This window comes from Rahnella victoriana, from assembly GCF_021276285.1.
GTDB lineage: Bacteria > Pseudomonadota > Gammaproteobacteria > Enterobacterales > Enterobacteriaceae > Rahnella > Rahnella victoriana.
This window is the reverse complement of the sequence record NZ_CP089919.1, coordinates 1,491,952-1,512,288: the sequence shown is the minus strand read 5'-3', so window position 1 is coordinate 1,512,288 and position 20,337 is coordinate 1,491,952. Positions and strand designations below refer to the sequence as shown.

The following is a 20,337-nucleotide window of genomic DNA, read 5'->3' as shown; positions in this document are numbered from 1 at the left end:
GAAAGTTAATTTTTGAGCACCGCTTCACTTGTTGAAGCAAATCGAACTTTTAATTGAAGAGTTTGATCATGGCTCAGATTGAACGCTGGCGGCAGGCCTAACACATGCAAGTCGAGCGGCAGCGGAAAGTAGCTTGCTACTTTGCCGGCGAGCGGCGGACGGGTGAGTAATGTCTGGGAAACTGCCTGATGGAGGGGGATAACTACTGGAAACGGTAGCTAATACCGCATGACCTCGCAAGAGCAAAGTGGGGGACCTTCGGGCCTCACGCCATCGGATGTGCCCAGATGGGATTAGCTAGTAGGTGAGGTAATGGCTCACCTAGGCGACGATCCCTAGCTGGTCTGAGAGGATGACCAGCCACACTGGAACTGAGACACGGTCCAGACTCCTACGGGAGGCAGCAGTGGGGAATATTGCACAATGGGCGCAAGCCTGATGCAGCCATGCCGCGTGTGTGAAGAAGGCCTTAGGGTTGTAAAGCACTTTCAGCGAGGAGGAAGGGTTCAGTGTTAATAGCACTGAACATTGACGTTACTCGCAGAAGAAGCACCGGCTAACTCCGTGCCAGCAGCCGCGGTAATACGGAGGGTGCAAGCGTTAATCGGAATTACTGGGCGTAAAGCGCACGCAGGCGGTTTGTTAAGTCAGATGTGAAATCCCCGAGCTTAACTTGGGAACTGCATTTGAAACTGGCAAGCTAGAGTCTTGTAGAGGGGGGTAGAATTCCAGGTGTAGCGGTGAAATGCGTAGAGATCTGGAGGAATACCGGTGGCGAAGGCGGCCCCCTGGACAAAGACTGACGCTCAGGTGCGAAAGCGTGGGAGCAAACAGGATTAGATACCCTGGTAGTCCACGCTGTAAACGATGTCGACTTGGAGGTTGTGCCCTTGAGGCGTGGCTTCCGGAGCTAACGCGTTAAGTCGACCGCCTGGGGAGTACGGCCGCAAGGTTAAAACTCAAATGAATTGACGGGGGCCCGCACAAGCGGTGGAGCATGTGGTTTAATTCGATGCAACGCGAAGAACCTTACCTACTCTTGACATCCAGAGAATTCGCTAGAGATAGCTTAGTGCCTTCGGGAACTCTGAGACAGGTGCTGCATGGCTGTCGTCAGCTCGTGTTGTGAAATGTTGGGTTAAGTCCCGCAACGAGCGCAACCCTTATCCTTTGTTGCCAGCACGTAATGGTGGGAACTCAAAGGAGACTGCCGGTGATAAACCGGAGGAAGGTGGGGATGACGTCAAGTCATCATGGCCCACAGTAGGGCTACACACGTGCTACAATGGCATATACAAAGAGAAGCGAACTCGCGAGAGCAAGCGGACCTCATAAAGTATGTCGTAGTCCGGATTGAGTCTGCAACTCGACTCCATGAAGTCGGAATCGCTAGTAATCGTAGATCAGAATGCTACGGTGAATACGTTCCCGGGCCTTGTACACACCGCCCGTCACACCATGGGAGTGGGTTGCAAAAGAAGTAGGTAGCTTAACCTTCGGGAGGGCGCTTACCACTTTGTGATTCATGACTGGGGTGAAGTCGTAACAAGGTAACCGTAGGGGAACCTGCGGTTGGATCACCTCCTTACCTAAAGATACGCATTGTGCAGTGTCCACACAGATTGTCTGATAGAAAGTAACGAGCAGAAATACCTTAATAGGCTTGTAGCTCAGGTGGTTAGAGCGCACCCCTGATAAGGGTGAGGTCGGTGGTTCAAGTCCACTCAGGCCTACCAATTCGTCCTCATGCTGCGTTGTCGTCACACTCGTTTGCGGTTGCAAACGTCGTATGAACTCCGCCTTGATGAGAAAGTAATTGGCTAACTCATCTTCCTGATGTGTTAGTGATTAAGGTATCTGTAAGTGACTGTATGGGGCTATAGCTCAGCTGGGAGAGCGCCTGCCTTGCACGCAGGAGGTCAGCGGTTCGATCCCGCTTAGCTCCACCATTACCGTACAGCCCCTAAATAATACTTCAGAGTGTATTGGAAACAGTATGCTGCGAAGTATTTTGCTCTTTAACAATCTGGAACAAGCTGAAAATTGAAAGTTTACAGCTGAACATCACTCTCCGTAGAAGTACTGAGTGGTGGATTAGTCTGTAACAGAGTCTCTCAAATAATCGCAGCGCGATGATGTCTTTAAGACACCTTCGGGTTGTGAGGTTAAGCGACTAAGCGTACACGGTGGATGCCTAGGCAGTCAGAGGCGATGAAGGGCGTGCTAATCTGCGAAAAGCGTCGGTAAGGTGATATGAACCGTTATACCCGACGATACCCGAATGGGGAAACCCAGTGTGTTTCGACACATTATCATTACATGAATACATAGTGTAATGAGGCGAACCGGGGGAACTGAAACATCTAAGTACCCCGAGGAAAAGAAATCAACCGAGATTCCCCCAGTAGCGGCGAGCGAACGGGGAAGAGCCCAGAACCTGAATCAGGGTATGTGTTAGTGGAAGCGTCTGGAAAGTCGCACAGTATAGGGTGATAGTCCCGTACACAAAAATGCATACGTTGTGAGTTCGATGAGTAGGGCGGGACACGTGACATCCTGTCTGAATATGGGGGGACCATCCTCCAAGGCTAAATACTCCTGACTGACCGATAGTGAACCAGTACCGTGAGGGAAAGGCGAAAAGAACCCCGGCGAGGGGAGTGAAATAGAACCTGAAACCGTGTACGTACAAGCAGTGGGAGCCTACTTTGTTGGGTGACTGCGTACCTTTTGTATAATGGGTCAGCGACTTATATTTTGTAGCAAGGTTAACCGTATAGGGGAGCCGTAGGGAAACCGAGTCTTAACTGGGCGTCAAGTTGCAAGGTATAGACCCGAAACCCGGTGATCTAGCCATGGGCAGGTTGAAGGTTGGGTAACACTAACTGGAGGACCGAACCGACTAATGTTGAAAAATTAGCGGATGACTTGTGGCTGGGGGTGAAAGGCCAATCAAACCGGGAGATAGCTGGTTCTCCCCGAAAGCTATTTAGGTAGCGCCTCGTGAACTCATCTTCGGGGGTAGAGCACTGTTTCGACTAGGGGGCCATCCCGGCTTACCAACTCGATGCAAACTACGAATACCGAAGAATGTTATCACGGAGACACACGGCGGGTGCTAACGTCCGTCGTGAAGAGGGAAACAACCCAGACCGCCAGCTAAGGTCCCAAAGTCATGGTTAAGTGGGAAACGATGTGGGAAGGCACAGACAGCCAGGATGTTGGCTTAGAAGCAGCCATCATTTAAAGAAAGCGTAATAGCTCACTGGTCGAGTCGGCCTGCGCGGAAGATGTAACGGGGCTAAACCATGCACCGAAGCTGCGGCAGCGACGCTTATGCGTTGTTGGGTAGGGAGCGTTCTGTAAGCCGTCGAAGGTGAACTGTGAGGTTTGCTGGAGGTATCAGAAGTGCGAATGCTGACATAAGTAACGATAATGCGGGTGAAAAACCCGCACGCCGGAAGACCAAGGGTTCCTGTCCAACGTTAATCGGGGCAGGGTGAGTCGACCCTAAGGCGAGGCTGAAAAGCGTAGTCGATGGGAAGCTGGTTAATATTCCAGCACTTGGTGTTACTGCGAAGGGGGGACGGAGAAGGCTAGGCTAGCCGGGCGACGGTTGTCCCGGTTCAAGCGTGTAGGGGTGTAGTCCTGGTAAATCCGGATTACTTTAACCCTGAGGCGTGATAACGAGCCACTACGGTGGTGAAGTAGTTGATGCCAAGCTTCCAGGAAAAGCCTCTAAGCTCCAGGTAACACGAAATCGTACCCCAAACCGACACAGGTGGTCAGGTAGAGAATACTCAGGCGCTTGAGAGAACTCGGGTGAAGGAACTAGGCAAAATGGTGCCGTAACTTCGGGAGAAGGCACGCTGGCGCGTAGGTGAAGGGACTTGCTCCCGGAGCTGAAGCCAGTCGAAGATACCAGCTGGCTGCAACTGTTTAATAAAAACACAGCACTGTGCAAACACGAAAGTGGACGTATACGGTGTGACGCCTGCCCGGTGCCGGAAGGTTAATTGATGGGGTTATCCGTAAGGAGAAGCTCTTGATCGAAGCCCCGGTAAACGGCGGCCGTAACTATAACGGTCCTAAGGTAGCGAAATTCCTTGTCGGGTAAGTTCCGACCTGCACGAATGGCGTAATGATGGCCAGGCTGTCTCCACCCGAGACTCAGTGAAATTGAACTCGCTGTGAAGATGCAGTGTACCCGCGGCAAGACGGAAAGACCCCGTGAACCTTTACTATAGCTTGACACTGAACATTGAGCCTTGATGTGTAGGATAGGTGGGAGGCTTTGAAGCGTGGACGCCAGTCTGCGTGGAGCCAACCTTGAAATACCACCCTTTAATGTTTGATGTTCTAACTCGGCCCCATAATCTGGGGTGAGGACAGTGTCTGGTGGGTAGTTTGACTGGGGCGGTCTCCTCCTAAAGAGTAACGGAGGAGCACGAAGGTTAGCTAATCACGGTCGGACATCGTGAGGTTAGTGCAATGGCATAAGCTAGCTTGACTGCGAGTGACGGCTCGAGCAGGTACGAAAGTAGGTCATAGTGATCCGGTGGTTCTGAATGGAAGGGCCATCGCTCAACGGATAAAAGGTACTCCGGGGATAACAGGCTGATACCGCCCAAGAGTTCATATCGACGGCGGTGTTTGGCACCTCGATGTCGGCTCATCACATCCTGGGGCTGAAGTAGGTCCCAAGGGTATGGCTGTTCGCCATTTAAAGTGGTACGCGAGCTGGGTTTAGAACGTCGTGAGACAGTTCGGTCCCTATCTGCCGTGGGCGTTGGAAGATTGAGAGGGGCTGCTCCTAGTACGAGAGGACCGGAGTGGACGCATCACTGGTGTTCGGGTTGTCATGCCAATGGCATTGCCCGGTAGCTAAATGCGGAAAAGATAAGCGCTGAAAGCATCTAAGCGCGAAACTTGCCTCGAGATGAGTCTTCCCTGTGGCTTTAAGCCACCTGAAGGGACGTTTAAGACTAAGACGTTGATAGGCTGGGTGTGTAAGTGCAGCGATGCATTGAGCTAACCAGTACTAATGACCCGAGAGGCTTAACCTTACAACACCAAAGGTGTTTTAGCAGAGACTTTGAAGTAGATTTTCAGCTGATTGTTCCGAGATTGGTTCGTATGGCGGTGTGTGATGAGAACTCATGACACGACGCGGTATGGATGAAACAGAATTTGCCTGGCGGCAGTAGCGCGGTGGTCCCACCTGACCCCATGCCGAACTCAGAAGTGAAACGCCGTAGCGCCGATGGTAGTGTGGGGTCTCCCCATGCGAGAGTAGGGAACTGCCAGGCATCAATTTTTTATAATAAAGAACGTGTTCCTTTTCCCCTGACAAGGAAAATAACAGGAACAAACATGTATCAGACGCTTTCTGATGTATGTGAAAGAACCGGTGGAGCGGTAGTTCAGTTGGTTAGAATACCTGCCTGTCACGCAGGGGGTCGCGGGTTCGAGCCCCGTCCGTTCCGCCACTTATTAAAAATTATGCCTGCTAAATTAGCAGGCATAATAGTAAGCGTAATTTAGGGGCGTAGCTCAGTTGGTAGAGCACCGGTCTCCAAAACCGGGTGTCGCGAGTTCGAGTCTCTCCGCCCCTGCCATATTGAAACCCTTCGCGAAAGCGAGGGGTTTTTTTTCGTCTTAATTTTGTGAAATCTCCTCCCTCTTCTTATCCTCTTGCCTTTAATACAATCCGTCAGCGATTTCTTGCACCCTTTACGCTCAATTTCCCCTCTTTTACGGGTTATTTTTGGTCATGTTTTGGCTGAATACATGCACTAATTGATTGTTCTCCCCGTATGTGACCTCGCTCATGCTCGCTTTTTCCCAATGTACTAAACCTAATCATCGTCTTATGACGACTACCAGTTCCCGGCACTCTTGTTTTTGTCCTTTTTACGGCCTCAGGTCGTAGCGGATGAGGGCATATGTCGGGTGAATGTCCTGGCCGTACCCTACGAGTCATAACAAAAAGTAGCTCAGACTACACGCGAGGAAAGAGACATGTACAAACGCTTATTTGTGGCAGCAGCAGTAGCAACAGTACTTTGTGGCGCAGCTCAGGCGGCTCCGCTGGTTGTTGGTTTTTCGCAGATCGGCTCTGAGTCTGGGTGGCGTTCTGCGGAAACAAAAGTATCTAAATCAGAAGCGGAAAAACGTGGCATTACACTGAAAATTGCCGATGCTCAGCAAAAACAAGAGAACCAAATCAAAGCGATACGTTCATTCATCGCGCAAGGTGTTGATGCCATATTCATCGCGCCTGTTGTGGCAACCGGCTGGGCACCTGTACTGACGGAAGCGAAAGAAGCCAAGATCCCGGTATTTCTGTTAGACCGCACCATTGAGGTCAGTGATCCCTCCCTGTATACGGCAGCAGTAGCCTCGGACAGCGTTTATGAAGGTAAAGTGGCAGGTGACTGGCTGGTCAAAGAGTCTGCGGGCAAACCTTGTAATGTTGTCGAATTGCAGGGAACCGTCGGTGCCAGCGTCGCGTTAAACCGTAAACAAGGTTTTGCCGATGCCCTGAAAGCTGCGCCAAACGTCAAAATTATCCGTTCCCAATCCGGCGACTTCACCCGTAGTAAAGGGAAAGAAGTGATGGAAAGCTTCATCAAGGCAGAGCAAAACGGCAAAAATATTTGTGCCGTTTACGCGCATAACGACGACATGGCGATTGGTGCCATTCAGGCCATCAAAGAAGCCGGCCTGAAGCCGGGCTCGCAAATCAAAATCGTCTCTATCGACGGTGTTCCTGATATCTACAAAGCTATGCTGGCGGGTGAAGCGAATGCTTCTGTTGAGCTGACGCCTAACATGGCTGGACCTGCATTTGATGCGCTGATTGCGATGAAAAAGGACGGTACTCAACCGAAGAAATTCATTCAGACTCAATCCGCGTTGATCCTGCCGGACATGGCTCAGAAAGAATATGACATGAAGAAAAACATGGGTTATTAAGCCGGTTTACCGGCTTGTCTCACGGGCAAGCCGGTAAAAATTATTCCCTTTTCGCCTGTGGCGAATGCAGCAGGAGTAGTGACGTGACGGATAATCCTGGTTCAGAAACGCTGCTTGAAGTTCGCGGCCTGTCAGTAGAATTCCCCGGCGTGAAGGCGCTGGAAAATGTCGACTTTACCCTCGAACGCGGTGAAATTGTTGCCCTTTTAGGTGAGAACGGCGCCGGTAAGTCCACAATGATTAAAGCCCTCACCGGTGTCTATAAACGCTCAGCAGGCCAGGTATTCCTCAACGGCCAGCCCATCGAGCCTGTCAATACCGCTGATGCCCAGTCGCTGGGGATTGGTACGGTCTATCAGGAAGTTAACCTCCTGCCGAATATTTCCGTTGCGGCTAACCTTTTCATCGGGCGTGAACCTACCCGCTTCGGTCTGGTCAATCAGCGCAAGATGGAACAACAGGCTGACGCGCTTCTGGAGGGGTATGGCCTGCATCTGGATGTCAGCCAGCCACTCTCAACCTATTCCATTGCAATCCAGCAAATCGTGGCGATCGCCCGCGCCGTCGATCTTTCTGCCCAGGTCTTAATCCTTGATGAGCCGACGGCCAGTCTGGATGCCAAAGAAGTCAGCATGTTGCTCGATATTCTGGTTCAGTTGCGTGATAAAGGTGTGGGGATGATTTTCGTCACCCATTTCCTCGATCAGGTTTATCGGATCAGTGACCGGATCACCGTTTTGCGAAACGGTAAGCGCGTCGGGTCAGAACGGACAGTGGATTTACCGCGTATCGATCTTGTCCCCATGATGCTGGGTCACAGTTTTGATGAAAGCCTGCTTAAACGCACGGAACACCGGAATGTGACGGGTGAGCCGTTAGTGGATTTCAAAGACTATGGCCGTCGCGGCGTGGTCGAACATTTTGACCTGAAAGTCAGGCGCGGCGAAATTGTCGGTCTGGCCGGCCTGCTGGGATCCGGACGGACAGAAACCGCTCAGCTGATTTTCGGCATTAAAGGCCATGACAGCGGCAATGCGCGGGTGGATGGCAAAGAGGAAACCATCAGCACGCCGAGAAAGGCGGCGAAACTGGGGTTTGGGTATTGCCCGGAAGATCGTAAAACCGATGGCATTATCGGCGCAGCGACGGTGCGGGAAAACATCATTCTTGCCTTACAGGCTCAGCGTGGCTGGTTGCGTCCGTTGCCAATGAAAGAACAGCATCAGATCGCCGAAAAGTTTATCAAACTCTTGGGCATTCGTACGCCCGGCACTGAGCAGGAAATTCAGTATCTTTCCGGCGGTAACCAGCAAAAAGTGTTGCTGTCCCGCTGGCTGGCAACCAATCCGCGCTTTCTCATACTCGATGAGCCGACCCGTGGGATTGACGTCGGTGCCCACGCAGAAATCATTCGTCTGATAGAAAAACTGTGCGATGAGGGGCTGGCGTTACTGGTTATTTCCTCTGAGCTGGAAGAACTCTCCGGTTATGCCGATCGCATTGTCGTCCTTCGCGACCGTCGTCATGTTGCCGAAATCGAGCAGGCTGATATCTCCGTGCCAGCCATTATGAAAGCCATTGCGGCGCAATGAGGAGATAGCGATGAACAACAGGAGTCTGCAAATGACGGGAAAACCGCGCAAAGTAAGATGGGTATTTCCCAAAGGTGCCACGCAAATTGGCGCTTTCGTCGCCATATTAATCATCGACAGTCTGGTCGCACCGGGCTTTTTCTCTATCCACATTCAGGATGGCCGCCTGTTTGGCAGCCTGGTTGATATTTTTAACCGTGGCGCGCCGGTTGCCTTACTGGCTCTCGGGATGACGCTGGTGATCGCCACCGGCGGCATCGACCTTTCCGTTGGCGCAGTCATGGCGATTGCCGGTGCGACGGCTGCGACTATGACCGTGCAGGGCTATCCGCTGATCATGGTGCTGCTCGCCTCGGTCGGCGTCGGTGCTGTCTGTGGTTTGTGGAATGGCTTTCTGGTGGCGGTTCTGCAAATTCAGCCGATTGTCGCCACGTTGATGCTGATGGTCGCCGGACGCGGCATTGCACAGCTGATTACAGAGGGACAAATCGTCACCTTTGAACATAACGGTTTATCGCAGTTCGGCAGCGGCTCTCTGTTCTATCTGCCGATGCCGGTGATTATCGCGATCGTCATGCTGATTGTGGTCTGGGCGCTGACGCGGAAAACGGCGCTCGGTCTTTTTATCGAATCAGTGGGGATTAACATCCGTTCTGCGTATAACGCCGGGGTAAACGCCCGTTTAGTGCTGATATCCACGTATGTGATTTGCGGCATTTGTGCGGCGGTGGCGGGCGTTATCGTGACGGCTGATATCCGGGGCGCAGATGCCAATAACGCCGGGCTATGGCTGGAACTCGACGCCATTCTGGCGGTGGTCATCGGTGGCGGTTCCCTGTTAGGCGGACGCTTTAACCTGCTTCTTTCGGTTGTGGGTGCGCTGATCATTCAGGGTATGAATACCGGCATCCTGCTCTCCGGCTTCAAACCGGAATTCAACCTGGTGCTGAAAGCGCTGGTGGTGCTGGCCGTACTGGTCGTTCAGTCGCCCCGTGTCTCGCTCAGTAATCTGTTCCGGAGGAAGGGATAATGCTTAAAAGAAATCTGCCGCTGCTGATTACTATCGTGGTGTTTCTGGCGGGATATGCCTATTGCTTCACCCAGTTCCCGGGGTTTGCATCCACCCGCGTCTTTTTTGATTTGCTGACCGATAACGCTTTTCTGGGCATTGTCGCTGTCGGTATGACCTTCGTGATCCTCTCCGGTGGTATCGACCTTTCCGTCGGCTCGGTTATCGCCTTTACCGGGGTATTGCTGGCAAAACTGATCGGGACCTACGGTATAGCGCCTGGCTATGCGTTTGTCATTGTGCTGCTGATGGGGGCCACGTTTGGTGCCCTGATGGGGTGGATCATTGATACGCTGAAACTGCCTGCTTTCATTATCACGCTGGCGGGGATGTTCTTCGTGCGTGGGATGAGTTTTATCGTCTCGGAAGAGTCGTTGCCGATTAACCATCCGGTTTACGATTTCCTCGCTAATTATGCCTGGAAAATGCCGGGAGGAGGCCGTTTCACCTTACTGGCTCTGGTGATGCTGCTGGTGGTGTTTGGCGGAATTATTCTGGCGCACCGGACGCGATTCGGTAACAACGTCTATGCCGTCGGCGGAAGCAATGTGTCGGCTGCGCTGATGGGGGTGCCCGTCCGTCGTACCACGATTTATATCTACATGCTGTCGAGTACGCTGGCAGTGCTGTCTGGCATTATTTTCTCACTCTACACCTCGGCAGGTTATGCGCTAGCGGCGAGCGGCGTGGAACTCGATGCCATCGCGTCTGTCGTTATTGGCGGAACACTGCTGAGTGGCGGCGTAGGCACAGTGTTAGGCAGTTTGTTTGGCGTGCTGATCCAGGGGCTGATTCAGACCTACATCACCTTCGACGGCACACTCAGTTCGTGGTGGACCAAAATCGTGATGGGTATTTTGTTGTTTATCTTCATCGGATTACAAAAAGGCATGGGCACGTTCTGGGCCGCCAGAAGAGCGCGCCATCCGCGGCCTGAACCGTCCTGAGGCCGGACGGTTCAGAGATTAGTGATTAGTGGCGTTTTGAGTAACTGACGGATCAGAACCTGCTGATCGCTGTTTTGCAGCCAGACGGCGTACAACGGTCGGATCACCGGTGGCACATCCTCATGTGCCGCAAGTTGCGGATATTCTTTTGCCCAGTGCGCGGGCAGGAAGGCGCAGCCGCCGGTATTTTCCAGCAACTGACGGGTCAGATGCGCGGAGGTCGTGGTCAGTACCGGTTCCTGATCGCTGTTTTGCAGTTTTTCCTGCTGCGGAAAATCGGCACCCCATTCCAGCTTCACATAGGGCGGATGTTCCCCTCTTGCGGTTTTCTGCGATGAAAAAAGTCGTAACGAGAAATTACCCAGCAACTGACTCGACAGTTCATCCATCTTCGGCGGTTCAGTGGTGATCAGTAAATCCAGTTGTCTTTCATGCAATTGTTTCACCAGCGACTGACGAAGGGCGATGCGCGCTTCCAGTCTTAGTGTGCCGCGCTGAGTGTACAAAGACTGCATCCACGGCGTCAGATAGGCTTCCCACAGCGACGCCGTGGCGCCAATGGACAATTCTGTGTGCTGTAACGAGCGTACAACCTCTTTTTTCGCCATCTGCCACGTCGACATCAGATTCTCTGCATAAGGCAGCAGACGTTCTCCTGCGGGCGTTAAGCGGATGTTATTGCGATGCCGTGTGAATAAATTGGCGCCAAGTTGGGTTTCCAGTTGTCGGATACGAAAGCTGACAGCGGATTGCGTCAGATAAAGGGATTCCGCCGCCCGACCAAAGTGGCGAGTTCTACTGACCTCCAAAAAGGTTTTCAGTAATTCCGTGTCCAAAACTATCTCCAATATTTTTTGTCGTTAAGATTTAAATGTTTTGTTTTACACAATGTCAAGCCTAACTAATACTCCGCGCCATAACAGCACGACCATGAGAGAATTAGGAGCGTGTCAGATGGCGGAAAGCTTCACCACGACAAATCGTTTTTTTGATAATAAACATTACCCTCGCGGGTTCTCCCGGCATGGCGATTTCACCATTAAAGAAGCGCAAATGCTAGAACGTTACGGCTTTGCTTTTAACGAGCTGGATCTGGGAAAACGTGAGCCCGTTACCGACGAAGAAAAGCTGTTCCTGGAGGTTTGCCGCGGTACACGCGAACCTGTAACAGATGCTGAAAAAGTGTGGAACAAATACATTGTCCGCACGCGTCGTCCGAAGAAATTCCACACGCTGTCTGGCGGTAAACCGCAGGCTGACGCTGTAGAAGACTACACGGAAAGCGATGACTAATGAAACGGGGCGTTGCCCCGTTTTTTTACGCCAGATTCTTATGTAACGTTAACAATAGCCTATCCATGCTGCGATAGCTCAGTGCCTCTGCAATATGCCGTCTTTCAATCGATTCTGCGCCCCCTAAATCCGCCAGTGTTCTCGCGACTTTCAGAATGCGGTGCCAGGCTCTGACCGACAATCCCAGTTTTTGCAGTACCTCCTCCAGAAATTGCGCATCCCCCGGCGTCAACACACACCAGCGTTCAACTTCACTGCTGCTCAGATGGGCGTTGATTTTCCCCGCCCGTGCTACCTGCCTTTCTCTGGCGAGCAATACCCGCTCCCGTACCTGCGCACTGTTTTCCCTGATGGCAGGGGAATGATGTTGCTGGCTCAGAATACCCGGCGGCAACAGCGGGACTTCAATGGATAAGTCAAAGCGATCGAGAAACGGGCCGGAAAGCCGGCTCAGATACCGCAAAACCTGTTGCGGCGGCGTACGGTTATGCACGCCCTGATAGTGTCCGGTCGGGCTGGGATTCATCGCTGCGATCAGTTGCGCTCTGGCCGGATAGCGCACTTTCGCGCGGGCGCGGGAAATGGTGATTTCGCCGGATTCCATAGGCTGGCGCAGGGCATCCAGAACCTGCCGCTGAAATTCAGGAAGCTCGTCGAGAAACAACACGCCGTTATGTGCCAGCGAAATCTCCCCCGGCCTTGGCAGCGAGCCACCCCCGACCAGCGCACTCATTGACGTGCTGTGATGCGGCGCGCGGAAAGGGCGGACGCGGGAGAATTCACCGTCCTCCTCCGGGTTATACACCAGACTGGCGATGGCCGCGGTTTCCAGCTTTTCCTCGTTACTCAGCGGTGGCAGCAATCCCGGCAACCGGCTGGCCAGCATGGTTTTGCCTGTGCCCGGCGGACCGATCAGCAATAAATTATGTCCCCCTGCTGCCGCGACCTCCAGTGCGCGTTTTGACTGTTCCTGACCAATGATGTCGGCGAGGTCGGGTTGACGCGCGGGTTCAGGCGGATGAGCGGGGAATTCAATGGGCGGCAGATTATCTTCGCCCTGCAAAAAGGCGCAGACCTGCAACAAATGCCCGGCGACCCGCGCAACACCGGGATCCAGCAACGTCATTTCCATCTGATTATTTTGCGGCAGGATCAGCACCCTGCCTTCTTTTTGCGCTTCCAGTGCCGCCGGAATGGCGCCATTGACGCTGCGCAGGGCACCGGAAAGCCCGAGTTCACCCAGAAACTCATACTCCTCCAGCTTATCGCCCTGAAGCTGCTCTGAGGCCACCAGAATCGCCAGCGCGATAGACAAATCATACCGGCCGCCTTCCTTGGGTAAATCCGCAGGCGCCAGGTTGACGGTGATGCGTTTCGCCGGAAAGGTAAACCCGCAGTTGATGATGGCGCTGCGTACCCTGTCCCGGGCTTCCTTGACGGTGGTTTCCGGCAAACCGACCAGCGTCAGCGCCGGTAACCCGTTGCTGATATGCACTTCGACCGAGACGCCGGGCGCCTGAACACCCAGAGAGGCGCGGGTATACACCACGGCTAATGACATGCTTTTTCCTTTGCTGTGAAATCTCCTGACGGCAGCATGCCTGAGGCTGAAGCCCCTGCGGGAAGAAGTTTGTCGGAATGCGTAATGCCGTGGAAAAATAATCTGTAAGTCAGCGGGTTAACCTGAAAAGTTACGAGAAGCCTCGCACAGACCGCAATACTCCCTAACAGTTTGAGGTCTCTGGAAACAAATTAGCGGGCTAATTAAGTTGCCGTTCATAGCGGCAGCGGTGTTTAATCTTGGTGTATTTAACAATAAATAAACAAATACAAAACACCGATTAACATCTCTCTGCCTGACCGGGAATTTTCCGGAATGCCCCGGTCAGTGCACTGCCTACAGCGATTCCGGAATAGGGACTTACCCATGTTTGGTTGGACTTCCCGGCAGCGTAACGTTGCCATCGCCAGCTTTCTGAGCTGGACCCTCGATGCCTTTGATTTTTTCGTTCTGGTCTTTCTGCTCAGTGACATCGCCACTGCTTTTCAGGTGGATATCAAACAGGTCACGCTGGCGATCCTGCTGACGCTGGCCGTGCGGCCAATAGGCGCGCTGTTGTTTGGTCGTGCGGCGGAAAAGTACGGACGCAAGCCGGTACTGATGGTCAATATCGCGCTGTTTTCTTTCTTCGAACTCTGTACTGCGGCGGCACCTTCACTGACTGTTTTCCTGATCCTGCGTGTGATTTACGGCATTGCGATGGGCGGCGTCTGGGGCGTGGCGTCTTCTCTGGCGATGGAAACCATTCCTGACCGCTCACGCGGCATGATGTCAGGGATTTTCCAGGCGGGTTATCCGTTTGGTTATCTGCTGGCGGCGGTGGTGTACGGTTTACTGTTTGATGTGGTTGGCTGGCGCGGCATGTTTGTGATTGGCGCTGTGCCGGTTTTCCTGCTGCCGTTTATCTGGTTCAAAGTGCAGGAATCGCCGGTCTGGCTGGCAGCGCGGGAACGCAACGAAAGCACCGCGCTGATGCCGGTGCTGAAGAAAAACTGGAAGCTGTGTATTTATCTGGTGGTGCTGATGGCGGGCTTCAACTTCTTCAGTCACGGCACGCAGGATCTCTATCCGACATTCCTGAAAGTTCAGCACGGTTTCGATGCACATACCGTCAGTTTAATCGCCATAAGCTACAACATCGCATCAATTATCGGCGGGATCTTCTTCGGTTCACTGTCGGAGAAAATTGGCCGTAAGAAGGCGATTATTATTGCCGCGCTGCTTTCGCTGCCGGTCATTCCTTTATGGGCATTTTCCGGCGGTTCGTGGATGCTGGGGCTGGGGGCGTTTCTGATGCAGTTTATGGTGCAGGGCGCCTGGGGCGTGGTGCCGACTTATCTGACCGAACTGGTGCCCGCCAACACCCGCGCGGTTCTGCCGGGGTTTGTGTATCAGCTCGGTAACCTCATCGCATCCGTCAATGCGACGCTTCAGGCTTACATTGCTGAAAGCCACGGACACAATTACGGACTGGCGATGGCAATTGTCGCCGGTACTGTCGCCATCCTGATTTCTGTTCTGGTGGCGTTTGGCCGGGATACGCGCGGAAAAGCCATTGCCGGAGCAATAAATAATCAAACTGCAGATCACCGCGCTAAGGTTTGATTTTTCAGATGATTTTTCGTGGATTTTGCAATGCGCTGCAAATAATAACGTAATAAAAGTGTTGTCATTAGACATCTTACTGTGATAACTCTGTAGGCAATCGTTCGCAATATGAATTTTAGAAACCGAAAAATGAAAGCCCTTCTCCTCGTAGTTAGCCTAGTCGTGATTAGCGTGGTGGTGATTATTATCCCACCGTGCGGGGCTGCACTTGGACGAAGAAAGGCTTATTAAACAAGCCTGAACCTGAAAAGAAACCCCGCACCGAAAGGTCCGGGGTTTTTTTTTGGGTCAGGAATTTCAGAGAATAGTGAAGCGGGGTCGGAAAATGAGCAACAGCATAATATTCTGCACTTGTCGCAAAAAGGCAGGAGAATAAAGATGAACGGAGCACAATGGGTAGTACAAGCGTTGCGTGCGCAGGGTGTAAATACAGTATTTGGTTATCCTGGCGGGGCAATCATGCCGGTATACGATGCACTGTATGACGGCGGCGTGGAACACCTGTTGTGCCGGCATGAGCAGGGCGCTGCAATGGCTGCCATCGGCTATGCCCGTTCTACCGGAAAAGTCGGCGTTTGTATCGCCACCTCCGGCCCCGGCGCGACCAACCTGATCACCGGTCTGGCCGACGCGCTGTTAGATTCCGTTCCGCTGGTTGCCATCACCGGTCAGGTCGGTTCTGCTTTCATCGGCACCGATGCTTTCCAGGAAATCGACGTTTTAGGGCTGTCTCTGGCCTGCACCAAACACAGCTTTCTGGTCGAATCGCTGGAAGCACTGCCGGAAATCATGGCGGAAGCCTTTGCCATCGCCAGCTCCGGCCGTCCGGGCCCGGTTCTGATCGACATCCCGAAAGATATCCAGCTGGCCGTCGGCGAATTACCGCCGCATCTGGTCGCGGTAGAAGAAACGTTCCCGCATCCGGCCGCTGAACTGCAACAAGCCCGCGCGATGATTGCCGCCGCGCAAAAGCCGATGGTTTACGTCGGTGGTGGTGTCGGTATCGCGCAGGCGGTTCCTGCATTACGTGAGTTTATTTCTGCGACAGGTATGCCCGCGGTAGCCACGCTGAAAGGACTGGGCGCGCCGGATGCCAGCGACCCGTGCTATCTGGGTATGCTGGGCATGCATGGCACCAAAGCGGCGAATCTGGCCGTTCAGTCTTGTGATTTACTGATTGCCGTCGGTGCGCGCTTCGATGACCGCGTAACCGGCAAGCTGAATACCTTCGCGCCAGACGCTGCAGTTATCCATATGGATATCGACCCGGCTGAACTGAACAAATTACGTCAGGCGCACGTGGCATTACAGGGTGATTTGAATACGCTGTTACCGGCGCTGCACCAGCCACTGAACATCAACGCATGGCGTGATGAAGTGATGACCCTGAAAGCGCAGGGCGAATGGCGTTACGACCATCCGGGCGAATCGATTTATGCGCCGCTGTTACTGAAACAAATCTCCGACCGTAAATCTGCCAGCGCCGTGGTGACCACCGACGTCGGCCAGCATCAGATGTGGACCGCGCAACACATGCAGTTCACCCGTCCGGAAAACTTCATCACTTCCAGCGGACTGGGCACTATGGGCTTTGGCGTTCCGGCTGCTGTCGGCGCACAGGTTGCCCGTCCCGACGACATGGTGATCTGCGTTTCCGGTGATGGTTCATTCATGATGAACGTTCAGGAACTGGGCACGATCAAGCGAAAACAGTTGCCCGTCAAAATCCTGTTGCTGGATAACCAGCGGTTAGGGATGGTACGACAGTGGCAGGAATTGTTCTTCGACGGACGCTTCAGTGAAACCAACCTCTCCGATAACCCCGATTTTGTCACGCTGGCCAGTGCCTTCAATATCCCCGGCCAACGTATCCACCGTAAAGATCAAGTCGATGCCGCTCTGGACGCCTTCTTCAACAGCGAAGGTCCGTATTTGCTCCAGGTTTCCATCGACGAAAATGAGAATGTCTGGCCGCTGGTTCCACCGGGCGCAGGCAACGAAACCATGCTGGAGAAAATGTCATGATGCAACATAACGTCTCAATTCAGGCCCGTTTCCGCCCCGAAATGTTGGAGCGCGTATTACGCGTTGTCCGTCACCGTGGTTTTCAGGTGTGCGCGATGAACATGACGCCGATGGTTAATGCGGAAAACATAAATATCGAATTGACCGTTGCCAGTCAGCGGCCGGTAGATTTACTGTCTTCACAGTTACGCAAACTTATGGATGTCGCTTGTGTCGAGATCCAGCAACACACATCACAACAAATACGCGCGAATGCGTGAGTAAAGGAACGAGAGAATGACGAAGAAAGCTGATTACATTTGGTTCAATGGCGAGATGGTTCCGTGGGCAGAAGCGAAAGTCCACGTCATGTCACACGCATTGCATTACGGCACTTCCGTATTCGAAGGCGTGCGCTGCTACGACTCCCACAAAGGCCCGGTCGTATTCCGTCACCGTGAACACATGCAGCGTCTGCGCGATTCCGCAAAAATCTACCGTATGCCGGTTTCTCAGAGCGTGGATGAGCTGATGGAAGCTTGCCGCGAGACGCTGCGCAAAAACAATCTGGTCAGCGCGTATATTCGTCCGCTGGTGTTTGTCGGCGATGTGGGTATGGGCGTTAACCCGCCGGATGGCTACAAAACTGATGTGATCATCGCCGCCTTCCCGTGGGGCGCGTATCTGGGTGAAGAAGCGCTGGAACAGGGCATCGACGCGATGGTGTCTTCCTGGAACCGCGTTGCCGCCAACACCATTCCAACGGCCGCGAAAGCCGGGGGTAACTACCTTTCCTCATTGCTGGTCGGCAGCGAAGCGCGCCGTCACGGTTATCAGGAAGGTATCGCGCTGGACGTTCACGGTTATGTGTCTGAAGGCGCAGGCGAAAACCTGTTTGAAGTGAAAGAGGGCATTCTGTTTACGCCGCCATTTACCTCTTCAGCCCTGCCAGGTATCACCCGTGACGCTATTATTAAACTGGCGAAAGACATGGGTCTGGAAGTGCGCGAACAAGTTCTGTCCCGCGAATCCCTGTATCTGGCCGACGAAGTCTTCATGTCCGGTACTGCCGCAGAAATCACACCAGTTCGCAGCGTCGACGGCATTCAGGTCGGCATTGGCAAGCGTGGCCCGGTCACCAAACAAATTCAGGATGCTTTCTTCGGCCTGTTCACCGGCAAAACCGAAGATAAATGGGGTTGGCTGGATCCAATCAACCCACAATAATTACCCGTCATCCTTCAGGCTGCTTCTGCGTTGGCTGCCTTTATTCACCCCGGTCACTTACCTGAGTAAGCTCCCGGGGATTCATTCAGTTGCCGCCTTGCTGCAACCCGAATGATTTAGGGTAATGATGAGGATAAATTAGACATTCAGCAGGTAGCGATATCGCTGCCTGCTAAACAGAAATGATTTGGAGTGAACAGAGCATGCCTAAGTACCGTTCCCACACCACGACGCACGGCCGTAACATGGCTGGCGCCCGCGCATTATGGCGCGCCACCGGCATGACCGATAACGATTTCGGTAAGCCTATTATTGCTGTCGTTAACTCATTTACCCAGTTCGTGCCGGGTCACGTGCATCTGCGCGATCTGGGTAAGCTGGTTGCCGAACAAATCGAAGCGTCTGGCGGCGTGGCGAAAGAATTCAACACCATCGCCGTGGATGACGGGATCGCCATGGGTCATGGCGGCATGCTGTATTCACTGCCTTCTCGCGAGCTGATCGCAGACTCCGTGGAATACATGGTGAACGCGCACTGCGCAGACGCCATGGTGTGTATCTCCAACTGCGACAAGATCACCCCGGGAATGCTGATGGCGTCACTGCGCCTGAATATTCCGGTGATCTTCGTGTCCGGCGGCCCGATGGAAGCCGGTAAAACCAAACTGTCTGACAAAATCATCAAACTCGACCTGGTCGATGCGATGATTCAGGGCGCAAACCCGAACGTCAGCGATGCCGACAGCGAACAAATCGAGCGTTCTGCCTGTCCGACCTGCGGTTCCTGTTCCGGTATGTTTACCGCCAACTCCATGAACTGTCTGACCGAAGCGCTGGGTTTGTCTCAGCCGGGCAACGGTTCATTGCTGGCAACCCACGCCGACCGCCGCGACCTGTTCCTCAATGCCGGTCGCCGTATCGTTGAGCTGACCAAACGTTATTACGAAAAAGACGATGAAAGCGCATTGCCGCGCAACATCGCCAGCAAAGCCGCATTCGAAAACGCCATGATCCTGGATATCGCGATGGGCGGCTCGACTAACACCGTTCTGCACCTGCTGGCTGCCGCGCAGGAAGGCGAAATCGACTTCGACATGACCGACATCGACCGTCTGTCCCGCAAAGTGCCACACCTGTGTAAAGTCGCGCCAAGCACCCAGAAATATCACATGGAAGACGTGCACCGTGCCGGTGGCGTTCTGGCCATTTTGGGCGAACTGGATCGCGCGAATCTCCTGAACCGCGACGTGAAAAACATTCTCGGCCTGACCCTGAACCAGACGCTGGATCAGTACGACATCATGCTGACCAAAGACGAAGCGGTGAAAAAAATGTTCCGCGCCGGTCCGGCGGGTATCCGTACCACCCAGGCGTTTTCACAAGATTGCCGCTGGGACACGCTCGATGATGACCGCGCCGAAGGCTGTATCCGTTCTCTGGAACATGCGTTCAGCAAAGACGGCGGTCTGGCCGTGCTTTACGGCAACATCGCCGAAGCGGGCAGTATCGTTAAAACTGCCGGCGTGGATGAATCCAACCTGACGTTCCGTGGTCCGGCCAAAGTGTACGAAAGCCAGGACAGCGCGGTTGAAGCGATTCTCGGCGGCAAAGTGGTTTCCGGCGATGTCGTGGTGATCCGCTACGAAGGGCCGAAAGGCGGGCCGGGCATGCAGGAAATGCTCTATCCGACCACCTATCTGAAATCCATGGGGCTGGGCAAAGAGTGTGCGCTGATCACCGATGGCCGTTTCTCCGGCGGTACCTCCGGTCTGTCCATCGGCCACGTTTCTCCGGAAGCGGGCAGCGGCGGCCTGATTGCGCTGGTGCAGGATGGCGACATCATCGACATCGACATTCCAAACCGCAGCATGGTGCTGGACGTGCCTGCGGCGGAACTGGCAGCGCGTCACGAAGCCGAACTGGCGCGTGGTGATAAAGCCTGGACGCCGAAAAATCGCGAACGTGTGGTCTCCCTTGCGCTGCGTGCTTACGCATTGCTGGCAACCAGCGCGGACAAAGGCGCAGTACGCGACAAGTCTAAGCTGGGAGGCTGACAGA

At 53.6% G+C, this 20,337-nt stretch carries 13 protein-coding genes, 4 tRNA genes and 3 rRNA genes; 18 read left to right on the top strand and 2 right to left on the bottom strand.

Going from position 1 to position 20,337, the window contains the following annotated elements; all coding sequences use genetic code 11:
* The first annotated feature begins 50 nt into the window (after window positions 1-50).
* From J9880_RS06975 to yjfF, 11 genes are all read left to right on the top strand, one after another.
* Window positions 51-1,588, top strand: a 16S ribosomal RNA gene (locus tag J9880_RS06975).
* Window positions 1,589-1,659: 71 nt separating this feature from the next.
* A tRNA-Ile gene (locus J9880_RS06970) sits at window positions 1,660-1,736 on the top strand.
* A gap of 137 nt (window positions 1,737-1,873) precedes the next feature.
* Window positions 1,874-1,949 (top strand) — tRNA-Ala (locus tag J9880_RS06965).
* A gap of 214 nt (window positions 1,950-2,163) precedes the next feature.
* A 23S ribosomal RNA gene (locus J9880_RS06960) occupies window positions 2,164-5,066 on the top strand.
* A 127-nt stretch (window positions 5,067-5,193) separates the two neighbouring features.
* A 5S ribosomal RNA gene (rrf, locus tag J9880_RS06955) occupies window positions 5,194-5,309 on the top strand.
* The 16S, 23S and 5S rRNA genes sit together here with 4 tRNA genes alongside, the layout of an rRNA operon.
* A gap of 103 nt (window positions 5,310-5,412) precedes the next feature.
* Window positions 5,413-5,489 (top strand) — tRNA-Asp (locus J9880_RS06950).
* A gap of 53 nt (window positions 5,490-5,542) precedes the next feature.
* Window positions 5,543-5,618 (top strand) — tRNA-Trp (locus tag J9880_RS06945).
* Between the two features lie 403 nt (window positions 5,619-6,021).
* Entirely contained in the window at window positions 6,022-6,978 is a 957-nt protein-coding gene (gene ytfQ / locus J9880_RS06940) for a galactofuranose ABC transporter, galactofuranose-binding protein YtfQ (protein WP_015699160.1), read from the top strand.
* 110 nt (window positions 6,979-7,088) lie between these two features.
* Complete coding sequence (ytfR, locus tag J9880_RS06935) at window positions 7,089-8,570, top strand: galactofuranose ABC transporter, ATP-binding protein YtfR (protein WP_208294502.1); 1,482 nt, start codon at window positions 7,089-7,091, stop codon at window positions 8,568-8,570.
* A 10-nt stretch (window positions 8,571-8,580) separates the two neighbouring features.
* Window positions 8,581-9,600: a galactofuranose ABC transporter, ATP-binding protein YtfT gene (gene ytfT, locus J9880_RS06930; RefSeq protein WP_119822807.1), complete on the top strand. Its 1,020-nt coding sequence runs from the start codon at window positions 8,581-8,583 to the stop codon at window positions 9,598-9,600.
* Window positions 9,600-10,586, top strand: a complete 987-nt coding sequence (yjfF, locus tag J9880_RS06925; RefSeq protein ID WP_232770252.1) for a galactofuranose ABC transporter, permease protein YjfF — start codon at window positions 9,600-9,602, stop codon at window positions 10,584-10,586. Before ytfT ends, yjfF begins: the two co-directional genes overlap by 1 nt.
* A gap of 11 nt (window positions 10,587-10,597) precedes the next feature.
* On the opposite strand, the gene hdfR is transcribed toward yjfF, so the two are convergent.
* On the bottom strand, window positions 10,598-11,422 hold the full coding sequence (hdfR, locus tag J9880_RS06920; protein WP_232770251.1) for an HTH-type transcriptional regulator HdfR: 825 nt from the start codon (window positions 11,420-11,422) through the stop codon (window positions 10,598-10,600).
* Window positions 11,423-11,540: 118 nt separating this feature from the next.
* Here hdfR and J9880_RS06915 point away from each other — a divergent pair, with 118 nt between their 5' ends.
* Window positions 11,541-11,879 carry a DUF413 domain-containing protein gene (locus J9880_RS06915; protein WP_095924170.1) on the top strand — a complete coding sequence of 113 codons (339 nt, stop codon included), beginning with the start codon at window positions 11,541-11,543 and terminating at the stop codon, window positions 11,877-11,879.
* A gap of 25 nt (window positions 11,880-11,904) precedes the next feature.
* On the opposite strand, the gene J9880_RS06910 is transcribed toward J9880_RS06915, so the two are convergent.
* Window positions 11,905-13,440, bottom strand: a complete 1,536-nt coding sequence (locus tag J9880_RS06910) for a YifB family Mg chelatase-like AAA ATPase (RefSeq protein ID WP_095924171.1) — start codon at window positions 13,438-13,440, stop codon at window positions 11,905-11,907.
* A 366-nt stretch (window positions 13,441-13,806) separates the two neighbouring features.
* Here J9880_RS06910 and J9880_RS06905 point away from each other — a divergent pair, with 366 nt between their 5' ends.
* The 6 genes from J9880_RS06905 to ilvD all read left to right on the top strand — a co-directional run bounded on the left by J9880_RS06905 (window position 13,807) and on the right by ilvD (window position 20,333).
* Window positions 13,807-15,045 (top strand): MFS transporter, encoded by a 1,239-nt coding sequence (locus J9880_RS06905; RefSeq protein WP_119822803.1) that lies wholly within the window; start codon window positions 13,807-13,809, stop codon window positions 15,043-15,045.
* 132 nt (window positions 15,046-15,177) lie between these two features.
* Window positions 15,178-15,279 carry an ilv operon leader peptide gene (ilvL, locus tag J9880_RS06900; RefSeq protein WP_015699153.1) on the top strand — a complete coding sequence of 34 codons (102 nt, stop codon included), beginning with the start codon at window positions 15,178-15,180 and terminating at the stop codon, window positions 15,277-15,279.
* A 147-nt stretch (window positions 15,280-15,426) separates the two neighbouring features.
* On the top strand, window positions 15,427-17,073 hold the full coding sequence (gene ilvG, locus J9880_RS06895) for an acetolactate synthase 2 catalytic subunit (RefSeq protein ID WP_232770250.1): 1,647 nt from the start codon (window positions 15,427-15,429) through the stop codon (window positions 17,071-17,073).
* Entirely contained in the window at window positions 17,070-17,333 is a 264-nt protein-coding gene (gene ilvM / locus J9880_RS06890; protein WP_013577547.1) for an acetolactate synthase 2 small subunit, read from the top strand. Before ilvG ends, ilvM begins: the two co-directional genes overlap by 4 nt.
* Before the next feature lie 16 nt (window positions 17,334-17,349).
* A complete protein-coding gene (locus J9880_RS06885; protein WP_095924174.1) occupies window positions 17,350-18,279 on the top strand; it encodes a branched-chain amino acid transaminase in 930 nt (309 codons plus the stop codon).
* 203 nt (window positions 18,280-18,482) lie between these two features.
* Complete coding sequence (gene ilvD, locus J9880_RS06880) at window positions 18,483-20,333, top strand: dihydroxy-acid dehydratase (RefSeq protein ID WP_095925244.1); 1,851 nt, start codon at window positions 18,483-18,485, stop codon at window positions 20,331-20,333.
* Window positions 20,334-20,337 lie beyond the last annotated feature (4 nt).